The organism is Nocardia sp. XZ_19_385, assembly GCF_015355755.1.
In the GTDB taxonomy this organism is placed as follows: Bacteria; Actinomycetota; Actinomycetes; order Mycobacteriales; family Mycobacteriaceae; genus Nocardia.
This window is the reverse complement of the sequence record NZ_JACVEE010000007.1, coordinates 161,591-174,880: the sequence shown is the minus strand read 5'-3', so window position 1 is coordinate 174,880 and position 13,290 is coordinate 161,591. Positions and strand designations below refer to the sequence as shown.

General features: G+C 62.7%; 5 protein-coding genes and 2 pseudogenes. 4 read left to right on the top strand and 3 right to left on the bottom strand.

From position 1 onward, the window contains the following. Positions 1-11 precede the first annotated feature (11 nt). Positions 12-323 (top strand): hypothetical protein, encoded by a 312-nt coding sequence (locus IBX22_RS35645; protein WP_194820233.1) that lies wholly within the window; start codon positions 12-14, stop codon positions 321-323. 78 nt (positions 324-401) lie between these two features. After that, on the top strand, positions 402-2,015 hold the full coding sequence (locus tag IBX22_RS35640; RefSeq protein WP_194820232.1) for an AarF/ABC1/UbiB kinase family protein: 1,614 nt from the start codon (positions 402-404) through the stop codon (positions 2,013-2,015). Between the two features lie 153 nt (positions 2,016-2,168). Here IBX22_RS35640 and IBX22_RS38100 read toward each other — a convergent pair whose 3' ends face one another. The 3 genes and pseudogenes from IBX22_RS38100 to IBX22_RS38650 form a co-directional block, all read right to left on the bottom strand. After that, positions 2,169-2,294 carry a hypothetical protein gene (locus tag IBX22_RS38100; protein WP_255526584.1) on the bottom strand — a complete coding sequence of 42 codons (126 nt, stop codon included), beginning with the start codon at positions 2,292-2,294 and terminating at the stop codon, positions 2,169-2,171. 177 nt (positions 2,295-2,471) lie between these two features. Beyond that, positions 2,472-3,666 (bottom strand): annotated as a pseudogene (locus tag IBX22_RS35635) (IS701 family transposase). Between the two features lie 497 nt (positions 3,667-4,163). Continuing rightward, positions 4,164-4,385 (bottom strand): annotated as a pseudogene (locus IBX22_RS38650) (transposase); the annotation flags it as partial. Between the two features lie 537 nt (positions 4,386-4,922). On the opposite strand from IBX22_RS38650, the gene IBX22_RS35625 reads away from it, so the two are divergent. Both IBX22_RS35625 and IBX22_RS35620 read left to right on the top strand, forming a co-directional pair. Continuing rightward, on the top strand, positions 4,923-5,675 hold the full coding sequence (locus IBX22_RS35625) for a trans-aconitate 2-methyltransferase (RefSeq protein ID WP_228540159.1): 753 nt from the start codon (positions 4,923-4,925) through the stop codon (positions 5,673-5,675). A 104-nt stretch (positions 5,676-5,779) separates the two neighbouring features. Further along, entirely contained in the window at positions 5,780-13,285 is a 7,506-nt protein-coding gene (locus tag IBX22_RS35620) for an SDR family NAD(P)-dependent oxidoreductase (RefSeq protein ID WP_309234925.1), read from the top strand. Positions 13,286-13,290 lie beyond the last annotated feature (5 nt).

The following is a 13,290-nucleotide window of genomic DNA, read 5'->3' as shown; positions in this document are numbered from 1 at the left end:
AAGGTCACACCATGCCGGAACAGCAAACTGCCGTCGCCGAAAAACAAAGTTCGATTACCGACTTGGAAAACAGGATTTCACAACTCGAAGCCGGTGTTCTGACGGCACTCGTCCAGGTGGTCGATGAATCCAGAAAATCTGGCCGACCGAAGCGCAAGCGCAAGACGGGCAAGAAGCGCCGGGGCTTGTCCAAGGTTCTGGGCCGAATGCTCAAGGATGCCCAGAAAACCGGCGACGACATCTTCGACAGTACCAGCGACATCGAACGCAGTATGCGCAGAGCCATCCGAAGGACAGGAAAGAAAAAGAGCTGGAAGTACTGATCATTCGACGCCCAGATCGTCCGAGCAGTCCCGACAACGTGAATTGCAGGTGACGGGACACTAGCGCAGGGTGACCTTTTGTGCTCCTTACATCTGAGGCGGCCGACAACCCGCCTGGTCGATCAGCAAACCGCAGCAGAGAACCCGGCGGGCAGCCGCGCGCGGCTCTGGGCAACCGTGGTCAGTTGCCTTATCGGTGACAACCTCGCCGAGCACCAAGATGCCGAGACCTCCAGCGGTGTATCGACGGCACTTCATCTCGATGGAGCCGATCCCGCCTTTTCATCGACCCAGTTGCGTGCACAGAAGTTACGAAAGGCATTCGAAGGGCTCGGCCCCTTCTACATCAAGATCGGCCAGATCTTGTCCACCCGTCCGGATATGGTGTCCGCGGCAACTACAACGGAGCTGTCGAAGCTCCATGACCAAGTTGTCGCGGCACCCTTTGCCGGGTTCGAGCACGTCCTCGAACAGGAGCTGGGAGCTCCTTGGCGCCAATACTTCCGCGACATCGACACCGAACCCATAGGTTCCGCCTCACTAGCACAGGTCTACCGGGTCACGATGCAGAACGGCTTGCCAGGAGTCGTGAAGATCCAGCGACCCGGCATCCGGCCGATGGTCCTGAACGACATGAAGACCCTGCGCCACGTCGCCAAGCTTGCCGGCCGATGCGCCCCCCGTTTCAACGCCGTCGTCGATCTCGACGCAATGCTCCACGTGGTCTTCAACGCGATGGAAGCCGAACTGGACTTCACCATGGAAGCCCAGAACATGGACGAGGCCAGGAAAGCGTTGCGCAAATTCAAGCACCTGAGCGTGCCGGAAGTCGTCGATGCCAGCACCCGAATGATGGTCCAGACCCTCGCGCCTGGCATGTCGATCGCGGACGCCAACCGCGACGACTTCTCGAAAAAAGAACGCAAGAATATCGGCAAAGACCTCCTGACCTTCATGTATCGAAGCTATTTCGTCGACAACTACTTCCACGCCGACCCGCATCCGGGCAACATCTTTGTTCACCCGGGCGAAAAAGCCTCACTGATCGACTGGGGAATGGTTGGCCGAATCGACAAACATGTCGCCACCATGCTGATCCTCATCTTGCTGAGCGTCTCCCAGAACGATGCACGAGGCACAGCCCGCGCTTGGATTGAAATGGGGCACGCGACACCCTGGGCCGACACGAGAGGGTTCTACAGCGACCTATCCATGCTCGTCCCCCGGATCGTCTCCGCCTCTCTTGAAGAACTGAATTTCGGAGTCACTCTCAGCACACTGCTCGCCAACTCGACTAAACGCGGAATCTACACCCAACCCCACATATCGCTGCTCGGAAAATCATTCGCCAATGTCGAGGGGTCCGTGCGGTACATCGCTCCTGAGCTGTCCGTAATCGACGTATTCGAGGAAGCCCTGACCGACATAGTCATCGACATCCTCACGGGCTTCTATTCAGAAAAGCAGGCGGCGCGCATAGCGCTCGATCTGATGCTCGGAAGCGAGGTAGCGCTCGAACACATGCGGAAACTCTCCAGCGACCTAACGGAACGTGATTTCACCGTTCGCGTCGGACTGCTCAAGGGTATACAACACGAAACCGACAGTAGCCGGCTCGGCTCGAATAAGCTCGTCCTTCTCACTCTCGGGGCCGCCATCGGCGCATTGTGGTCGCGCCGCATGCGCCCGTAATACCGCCCAGCGCAACAGCTCGGAGCGGCAGCAACCGGCCATGCCGGGTACATCTACAGCACCGTGACCTCAGTGCATGCCCGCGTTTCGGAAACGACAATGTCAAGTTCCGGTCAAACGCAGTGGGGCCGAACGAAGAACTCGATTGGCGTGTCAGCGTTCTCGAAGCCTGTGGCGTCCGCCCGCTACCGGCGCATCCTGCACGGGGGCCGACACCGGGTAGACATCGGTCGGTGGATCGAGCAGCAGATGCAGGCCCGCGCAGAGAGCCTCCACCATGCCTTTAACGCTGCGGGGGCAGAGATTGGATATTGCTCGCAGAACTAGCGCGACACTTGTATTTTGTTGTTTCATAATCGTTTCGTCGATATCGGAGTTGGCGGGCGTGGGCTTGGTGGTGTCGGCGCCAGCGGCAGGCGGCCAGAGCGTGCGTCAGTTCGCGGGCGGGGTGGAGCGCTATCGCCAGGAGACGGCGGATGTCGGCGACTGTGATCGGACCCAGCCCGCGTGGGCTTTTGGGTCGGTGGCTGCGGTGACGGCGAGGAAGGCGTGGGCGAGCATGGCCAGAGTGATGTGCCGATACCAGGGGTCCCATTTGCGGACTTGGTAGTGGTCCAGGCCGCATTGGTCCTTGGCAGCTTGAGAACACTCCTCGACGGCCCACCGGGCTCCAGCGACGGTGACGATCTGTTCTCGGGTGACGGTGCCGGGGTGAAAACACAGGTAGTAGGCGATATCGGCGGGATCGTCGAGACTGCGGCGCGCGAGCAGGGTCCGCACATATCCGGCCCGAAGGTCACCGAAGGAGGGCAGGGTCGCCCCTGCGAAGTCGTATTCGCGTTCACCGCGGACTCCGGGACCGCACGAGACCCGATGCCACGCTTGGGCGGGAGCGCGGCCGATGAGTGTGTCGACACGTCGGCGTCCATCGAGATCAGCCACGGTCTGTTTGACGGGGACCTCGACCACATAGGACAGGCGGCGTGCCTCGCAGAAGGCACGGAACTTCCCGTCTCGCCCGTAGGCGGAATCCGCAGCTACCCATCCAGCGACTACGCCGGCGTCCAAGGCGCGGGCGATCATCGCTTCGGCCGACCGTGGTTTCGTGATAACCCCTTGACCGCAACGGCTTTCAGGAATTCCCGCTTCGGCACAACGGTCACGGTCGCCGATCCAGGACTCGGGCAGGTAGAGCTCTCTATCGATCAGCGCCCGACCCGAGCGCCCGGCGTAGGCCAGGAAGACTCCGAGCTGAGAATTCTCCACACGTCCAGCCGTTCCCGAGTACTGGCGTTGCACACCTGCCGACTTCGTTCCCTTCTTCAAGAAGCCGGTCTCATCCGGGACCAGGACGCCATCCGGACAAGCCAGTGCCTCGCCGACGTACGAACGCAGACAATCGCGCAGTTCATCAGCGTCCCACCGGGACCTATTCAGGAAATGCTGCAACCGGGCCGGACCCACCTCACCCCCGGCCTCGGACAACTGCCAACTGTTCTTCCGCTCCACCGGCGCCAGTAGCCCCGTCGAGATATGACCGCGCCCATCGGCGCGGCTCAGCGCGATATAACACCCCCGCCACCCGCGCGAACACCTCATCGAAACCCGCACGCCACGCCGAAACATCCTCGGCCACAACATCATCCAGCATAGTTCATTGCCTGCCACTGGGCCGCCAAGCTCCGACTGCGACCCCCCGCCTCATCGGCCGGATAGTAGGCGTGGATCTGTCCGCGTCGCTGGCGCGAGCCGACGCCCACATAATTCAGGCTTACCATGCCAGTGCTAAGTTCCTGGCCACGCTTGCGTCGGCGTCGCCTGAATAGACGCAACTCGTCGGTCTGCTCGTCTTACTACCGGTACACCAGAGAACGATGTCCAGTTCGAAAGCCCACGCTAATACTCGCTTCGGTCGGTATCCCCATTCGCTCCTGAGCGCCATCGGAAACTGCCTCCGTTAGAGTGACCCGCTTTTGAACATAGGTTGTGCACCGTCGAAACATCGGCAAAGTACCTCTAGCCTCGATCTTTCGCAGGGCTGACGTTCTGGCCTGAGCGGCTTCGTATTGGTGTTTCGATCGTAATTTTCCGCATGTGGGAGCGGCAGACTGGCCGCGCAGCGGGCTGGCTGCCGGGTTCCACAAGCCCGGTGCGACACCGCTGCCATGACGCTCCCGGCAACGTCGCCCCAATCGCGGCGACCAGCCCCGCGTGCGCATCCGAGATCACCAACTCGACCCCGGACAAACCCCGCACGACCAGATCACGGAAGAACGCCAACCAGCCGGCCCCTGCCTGGACGGTCTGGATGACCGCCCCGATATCAAAATCGCGAACCGCCTCGGCGTCCCCCAGCCCTGTCGGCAGGAGCGTCTTTCACAGAGTGGAGCCGTGGCCCAGGCCGCTAACGCAGCACGATCACTTACTTCAGGGAAGCCAGAACCGTTGCTCGAGCGTTCGATTCTGGGTCACTCTGACCAACGTTCTTGCAAATGAAAACGACATATCGGCGTTGCCAGTATTTTACCGATTTCGCACCTAGATCAGGCATGCGAGTTCCACTGAGATGAGATTATCGAGCCAACCACCGGATATGACCCGAAGGCGATCGCAGAAAATACCCGAAATTGCGGTAGCCACCGCGACCAATTCTAAGTTGATGCCTCGATAACCTGCAGACCGGTTGGTGTCGATAAGTTTCATCTTGCCAATGAGAGGCAACATTCAGCAATAGAAACCGACTGGTTCCATCTAAACTTTTGACCCAACGAGGTTTTCGTCGCTACCTCTCTGGTTAAACTGAAACCACCGCTTCTACTGCGGATCAGCCGGCGGATACGAGGGGAGATGATCATATTGACAACTGGGATCGGCCCCCGAAGCGATAGCCAGGAATATGGCGTGAGTATGCTCAGGCATGAGGGCGACGAACTAATCAGGCTGCGAGCGCTGGAACGCGCTGTAGACTCGTTCAGCACACGATGTTTGAATGCGGCGATAACTCACACCCCTATCGACTTCCTGGAGATTGGCGCGGGTACGGGAACGATAGCCGAATGGATAGCAGGACGCGATGACGGCAACACTGTGGTTGCGACGGACTTGGATATTCGTTACCTTACCGAGCACCCTGGGGTGCGGGCTATTACTCACGACATCCGCACCGAGGGATTCCCCGACAACACATTCGACGTGATTCATGCTCGTGCCGTTTTAGGTCACATCCCCCAGCGCGACGCTATCCTCACCCGAGCCTGGCACTGGCTCAAGCCCGGGGGCGTTTTGTGTATCGAGGACAGCGACATCAGCATCGGAGAATCTGCACCGAATCCCGAACTGGCCGCCGCCGTAGGCGCTGTGCAGGTCGCCTTCGACCGCAGCATTGGTACCGATCTCCGCTGGGCGCGACACCTTCCGGGCTTGCTACACCGCAGCGGATACGAGTCGATCGACATGCAAGTGCTGCCACTGATCGTCGGCAACGGGTCGGCCACCGAGGATTTTATTCGAGCGTCATTTCTTCAGGTGAGTGCTTCGCTCACCGAACCGGACCCCGAGCTGGCCGCGATCGTCGAGGCACCCCTGCGCCGATTTACTGATCCCGATTTCGTGGACATCGCGGGGGCCTTGATCGCCGTGTGGGGATATCGGCCCGCATAGCTGTTCAATGCCGTCGGACATAGCCGCACAATCCTTCGTCGCTATGCGCACGGATTCGTCTTTGCCGCGCACGGGCCACACACCTCGACTCACAACCTCGACCGGTGAAGCAGCTAGGAATACCCGCAGAAGGAGCAGTTGTGGTAGCGAAATCCAGCGAGCCGCCTGAATACCCGAATCAGGCCATCGCGGTCGTCGGTGTCGGATGTCGCCTGCCCGGTGGGATCGCGAATCTCGACGACCTCTGGTTAGCCCTGTCACAAGGCCGAGACCTCGTGACCACGGCTCCCCCGGACCGGTTCGATCACGCTGAGTTCTTCAGCGCCGGAGACATCCGACCAGGAAAGACCTACACCGTATCCGGCGGATTCCTGGATGATATCTCGAACTTCGACGCAGAATATTTCGGACTGTCACCCAAAGAAGCATCACGTGTCGATCCCCAGCACCGGCTGCTACTCGAATGCGCAGCCGAGGCATTCGACGACGCCGCCATCGATCCCACGACGCTGACCGGAAGCGATACCGCGGTGTATGTAGGGATCTCCAATCGCGACTACGGCGATCTCCAGTTCCGCCATCCGCGGACATCGAACGCCTTCAATCTCGCTGGCGGTGCCTTGAATAATTCTGCGAACCGCTTGTCCTACTTTTTCGATCTCCGTGGCCCGTCGATGGCTCTCGACACAGCATGCTCGTCAAGTTTGACCGCCATCCATGAGGCGTGCGAAGTGCTGCGATCCGGGCGATCTCGTCTCGCTCTCGCCGGCGGTGTCAACCTCCTGATCGGGCCTATGACCTTCGTGGCGGCTTCGCAGGCATCGATGCTCTCACCGACCGGACGCTGTCATCCCTTCTCCGCTCTGGCCGATGGGTTCGTCCGGGCCGAGGGGGTGGGAATGTTCGTACTGAAACCCCTGACTGCCGCACTGGTCGAGGGCGATCGTATTCACGGCGTGATTCTGGGCAGTGCCGTGACCTGTGACGGGCACACCGCGGGATTGGCGATGCCCGGTGAGCAAGGCCAAGCCGAGATGCTGCGCCTTGCCTACGCCGCCGCAGAGGTGGAACCCGAGGAGGTCGCCTACGTGGAAGCACACGGAACCGGAACCAAAGCCGGCGACCCGGTCGAGTGCGCCGCGCTCGGTGAGGTTATCGGCCGGACACGTACGGGCGAGCCGCTGCCGATCGGATCAGTGAAGTCGAACCTGGGCCATCTCGAGTCCGCGGCCGGTGTCGCCGGGATGTGTAAAGCGCTGCTGGTCTTGCGTGAACGCCGGATCCCGGCAACGTTGCACTCGCTACCCCCGAGCGAAGGCATCAATTTCACCGGTCTTGGGCTCAGACCCGTCACCGAAGAATGTCGACTACCCGAGAGCGATCGACATGTCGTGGGAGTTAACTCCTTCGGGTTCGGTGGCGCCAATGCCCACGTCGTTCTGGCCTCGCCCCCGACGCTGTCGGCAAACCCAATTACCAATGGTCACCGCAGTTCGCCCAAGCCGGTGCTGGTCACCGCCCGCTCGGCACAAGCGCTGCACACCGCCGCTCAACGAATGGCCGACCATCTCCTCGACACGACTGATCACGGATTCGCCGACGCCGCCCATACCTCATGGCGCCGGGCACGTCACTCTCATCGCCACGTCGTCCTCGCCCACAACGGAAGCCAGGCTGCATCCCAGCTTCGCCTTCTTTCCGGCGGTGACCCCGCGCCAGCAGCCGCATCCGCAGTCGGTGCGACTGCCGGGAACATCGGATTCGTTTTCGCTGGCAACGGCTCCCCCTGGCCCGGCATGGGCGCCGCACTCCTCGCGCAAGACGATGTCTTCGCCGCCGAAATCGATCGGATCGATGAGACTATGCGGCCGTTGCTGGGCTGGTCGATCCGCTCGGAGCTGACCCGCCCGGATCCGGAACGCTGGACGAAAACCGAAGTCGCGCAGCCACTTCTGTTCGCAGTCCAAGTCGCATTGGTGGCCGCTCTGGCTGCACGCGGCCTGCGCGCCACCGCTGTCTGCGGCCACAGCGTGGGAGAAGTAGCCGCCGCGTACTGCGCCGGCGCTCTGGATCTGGTCACGGCATGTCGGATCACCTACACCCGCAGCCGACTGCAAGGCACAACGATCGGAGCCGGACGCATGGCCGCGGTCGGACTGGGCATCGCCGAAGCCACACAGGAATTGGAGGCGCCCCCGTACGCGGGAAACCTCCACATCACCGCCACGAACTCCCCCACCAGTGTCACCGTGGCCGGCGCGGAGAAGATCCTCACCCGATGGGGCGAAACCCTTACCGAGCGAGGCATATTCTTCCGCGACCTGGACCTAGCGTATGCGTTTCATTCTCCGGCAATGGACAGCCTTCGAGATAGCTTCATCAGCGAGTTGTCCGACATCGGACCGACAGACCCGAGCAACGCGTTCTACTCCACGGTCACCGGTACCGCACTCGCCGGCGCGCGGCTCGACGCCGAATACTGGTGGCGCAACATGCGTGAGCCCGTCCAGTTCTCCGAAGCGACGACGCGGATGTTCCGAGACAGCGGTTGCACCTTTCTGGTCGAGATCGGCCCGCACCCCGTATTGAGCAGCTATCTACGCCAGACCTGTGCCGACCTCGGACCGGTTTCTGTCATTGCGAGCATGCGACGCGACAGTGCCGAGGCTGCCTCCTTGGATGCCACCATCGCCGAAGTTCTCGCCGGCGACGGCCGAGTCGACATGGGGCACTACTTCGCCGCCGAACACGAGCACCGAGTTTGCGATCTGCCCGCTTATCCATGGCAGCGAACCGAGCATTGGCACGGTTCCGCGGATTGGTGGTCGACCGACGGCGCCTCGGACGTAGCGGGCCTGGCGGTCGGAAATCCATTGTTGGGCAAACGTTTAGCGGCGGCGGATGCGCTGTGGCGGCAATCGATGGATGCGCCGGGACTGGAATGGCTGGACCAGCACCGTGTCGCTGGAGCCGCCGTCATGCCCGCCGCGGCGTTCGTCGACATCGCCCTGTCCGCCACACGCGAGAAATGGGGCACCCCCGCCGAAATCAAAACCTTCACCATCGAATCGCCACTGACCTTGCCCGGCGAGGAATCGGCGGGCATCGTGCTGCTGAGCACACGGATTTCGGACCGAGACGGCCGGTTGACGATCGCGAGCCGGACCGGCGATCAGAGGACCTGGACAGCGCATGTGGCGTGTCGTGTGCGGTCGCTGACCGACCAGGACACACCGCAGCTGGATCTCCCCCGGCTGCTGCAACGGTCACCTGATCGCATACCCACCAGCCGGCACTACGAATTCTGCGAGCGGATCGGACTCTCCTACGGTCCCGACTTCCAGCCTCTCGAGGACATCCGGGCAGGAAACGACGAGACGTTGGCCCAGTTCCGGGCCGGGCTTTCCGCCGCAGGCGGCCACCAGGTTCACCCCACCGTTCTCGATGGCGCCTTTCAGGTGGCGGTCGTCCTGGTGGCCCGGGCCATCGAAGACACGGTGGCCTATCTGCCGCTCAGCATCGAGACCGTGCGGTCATGGCGTCCGGTACCCGATTCCGGATACATCCACGCTTGGGGACTGTCGCTGCACGGGCTCGAAGCCACGATGAACCTCGCCGTGGCCGATTCCAGCGGGCGTGTCTGCCTGCAAGTACAGGGCTTGGTGGTCCGGCGCTTCGACGGCGCTGTCGACACCGTGGCGCGCCTGACCGAAAAGTTCCGGCCGGACCTACTGCCCGATGGGCCGATACGGCCTACCGAGTTGGCCCGACCCAGCACCGAAGCGGCCCCGGCGGTACGGGAATTGGTAGCGGCCTCACGCACCCGCTATCTGCGGCTTCGACCCCATTTGACAAGGCTGACAGCACACCTCGCTGCCGCTGCTGTGGCAGAGCTGCTGCCGGGCGCGGCGACGTTCACCCTGGCCGACCTGCGCGCCCTCGGTATCCTCGACCATCACCTGCGCGCCCTCGAGATTCTGCTGGCCGTCGCCGTCGAGCACGGCACGCTGTCTCGAAGTCCGGATTCTGGATGGCAATCGCGCGAAAGCCCGCAACTGTCAGCGGTTTTCGCCGCCGCCCTCGGCGATGTTCCCGGTGACGCACCGGTCTTGCAAGCATTCAGGACGCTCGGCTCCCAATTGCCAGGACTGCTGCGCGGAACGGTGGACGCCACCGAGCTGATCGTGACAAGCCCGGAACCTCTCGGGCCCGTTACCTACGAATGCTCCTACGTCGACTACCAGTTCGATCATGCCCGGGCCTTGGTCCGGCGCGCGGTGGCGGGCTGGCCGGCCGACCGGCCACTGCGCATCCTCGAGGTGGGCGCCGGAACCGGCGCCGTCACCGCGGCTCTGCTGGCAGAGCTCCCCGCTGAGCAGACCGTCTACTGGTACACCGACCTCTCGCAAGGCTTCTTCTCCACCGCGAAAAACCGATTCAAGGATGTCGACTTCATCCACTACCAGACCCTGGACCTGAATTCCGATCCGGCCGACCAAGGCCTGACAGCGCAATCATTCGACCTCGTCGTAGCTTTCGATGTCCTGCACGCGACCAGTGACATCCGGGCGAGCTTGGAGCGAATCGCGTGGCTGCTGGCCGAGGGTGGCCAGGTTCTGGTGCTTGAGGAAACCAGTCCTATCATGCTGATCCCCATCTTCGGGTGGCTCACCTCGCTCTGGGGCTTCCAGGACACCGACCTGCGCACGAATGGCCCGCTGCTCAGCCGTCCGCAATGGACGCAAGTACTCACCGACTGCGGCTACCGCGACATCGTCCACTACGGCGACAGCGAAGAACCCGCCCGCAGCGACTTCACCGTGATGGTCGCCACCCGAGCGCCGCAGGCCACAGCGGTGCATCCCGAGGGCGATGGTGCGCGAACCATCGCTGATACCGGTGAAACTCGACGGTGGCTGCTCGCCCGCGCCGGTAAGCCCGGCGCACCCTCCAACGACTTCGGCTCGGCTATTGCCGATAGCCTCGAAACCCGGCTTCCGCGCGCCATCCACCGTCTAACGGGCACTGACGAATTCCCGAGTAGCGAGCAATCGGGCGCCGAGTGGAGTGACCTCGTGCTCGTCGTCGACGGTGACGCCCCGGTGCCACTATCGGACCTGGCGCAAACAGCTGCCCAATACTGCACCCGCCTGCACGAGGCCGCCTCCGCGCTCGACAGCTCACAATCCGAACGCCCGACACTATGGATCGTGGTCCACACCCGACACCAAGAGCCGGTTGCCGTGCCACCGGTTGCCGGGCCCGCGGCCGCCCTGTGGGGCGCGGCGCGGACCCTGGCCAACGAGCGTCCCGAGATCGCGGTGCGCCGTGTCGGCTTGGTGCATTCCGACACCGACGCAACCGCGCTGGAGTCACTGTGCGAGCTGTTGATCAACGGTTCGGAAGAAGACGAAATAGTCATTACCCAGGGCGGTCGTTTCGTCTCCAGAGTGGCGACGCTGCCGCGCGCAACAAAGCCAGGGGACGGAGCCGCCTATGTTCTCGCCGGGCAAACCTTCGGCCCGAACTACGAATTGGCCTGGCGGGAATGCGCGCGCCCGCGCCCCGGAGCCGGCGAACTACTCATCGAGGTGCGCGCCGCAGCGCTCAACTACGCCGACGTGATGACCGTCATGGGCCACGTCCCACCGTTCGCACCCCGTAACCCCGCCGGCGGGCCGATCCCGCTGGGAGTGGAGTGCGCGGGCATCATCGCCGAGATAGGGCCGGACGTCAGCGGATTCGACATCGGTGACCGCGTCATGGCCCCCGCCGACAACAGCCTCGCCTCCCACACACTCGCGTTCGCCGAGCGCGCGATCCCGCTACCCGACGGAATGACATTCCACGCGGCAGCGACCATCCCGGTCGTGTTCCTCACCGTGTTGCAAAGCCTTCAACACATCGCCCGACTCTCCTCAGGAGAAACAGTTCTGATCCACGGCGCGGCCGGCGGAGTCGGACTCGCCGCACTGCAGGTCGCAGACCACCTCGGGGCAACCGTCATCGCGACAGCCGGCACACCCGCCAAGCGCGACATGCTCCACGCGCTCGGCATTGAGCACGTATTCGACTCCCGCGGAAACACGTTCGACCATGATGTGCGGGCCTGCACCAACGGTGCGGGAGTCGATGTGGTACTCAACTCGCTCGCCGGCGAAAGCCTGGTCCGCAGCCTCGAACTGCTCAAACCACACGGCCGCTTCATCGAGATCGGCAAGCGAGACATCCTCGCCGACAACCCGATACCACTGGTCGCGTTCAAGCACAACATCACCTTCGCCAGCGTCGAGCTCCACGCCGCACTCGAATCCCCCGCCGTGACCGAACGGCTCCGCACCCTGCTGTCGGATGGCATCAACGCCGGACGCTACCGTCCCCTGCCCTACCATCTGCTCCCCGCACGAGAAGTCACCAGCGGCTTCAAACTCCTGCAACACTCACGCCATATCGGCAAAGTCGTCATCAGCCTCGACGAGGCACCCACCATCCACCCCGCACAACGCTCACTCAAGCTCCGCGGTGACCGAACCTACTTGATCACAGGCGGGTTGAGCGGAATCGGCGCCCGCTCGGCGATCGCTCTCGCCGACCACGGCGCACGCCATATCCGCCTGGTCAGCAGACGCGGAAAACACGCACCCGAAGCTGCATCGGTTCGCGACGAACTCACCGGACGCGGTGTCGAGGTTCGAATCCACACCGCCGACACCACAGACCTCCAGGCAATGACCACCCTGATCGAAGACATCGAACACAGCGGATATCCGCTCGGCGGGCTCATCCATGCTGCGATGGTCTTGGATGACGCGCCTCTCGCAGAGCTGTCCACCGATCGGCTGCGAGCCGTTCTCGCCCCCAAGCTGCAAGCCTCCGCGATACTCGATGAGCTGACCCGTTCCCTCGATCTCGAATTCTTCCTGGTTTACTCTTCGGTGGCCGCGCTGGTCGGCAATTCCTTACAGGCCCCCTATGTCGGAGCCAATATCGCCATGGAGGCCCTCGTCCGGAGTCGGCGGGCGGCAGGCCTGCCAGGCCAGGCCATCCAGCTGGGACCCGTTGTCGACGCCGGTTTCGTCGAACGAACCAAGCTCGCCGACCAACTCGCCCGCATCGGACTCGGCGGACTGCAGGTCGCCCAGGTCATCCAAGCGACGATCGAGGTGCTAGCAGACCCCCACATCGGCGTCGTCTGTGTTTCCAACACCCCGTGGCCGGAACTATCATTGAATAGACCGTCGCTGCGCGCGCCACGCACCGCGCACCTCATCGATGAGGTCCGGTCGCGCTCACGTACCGATGTCATAGACGACCTGTCGAGCCTCTCACCTGAGCAGGCGCGCTCGCACGTGGACGGCATCCTCCTCGACTTGCTGGCCAAAGTCATGAATTCGACCCCGGAGCAGATCGATACGACCCGCAAACTCGACCAACTGGGCGTCGAATCGCTCATGGCTTCGGAATTCGCCGCTCTCATCAGAAGCCGGCTCGGATGTGTGATTCCGGTCCTGGAACTGACCAGTGCACCCAGCATCGACGCTATCGCAGGACGCATCACCGCACTGCTGCGCACAGAAGACCTATCCGAGCCTGAACCGGCGATCCGATGATCCCG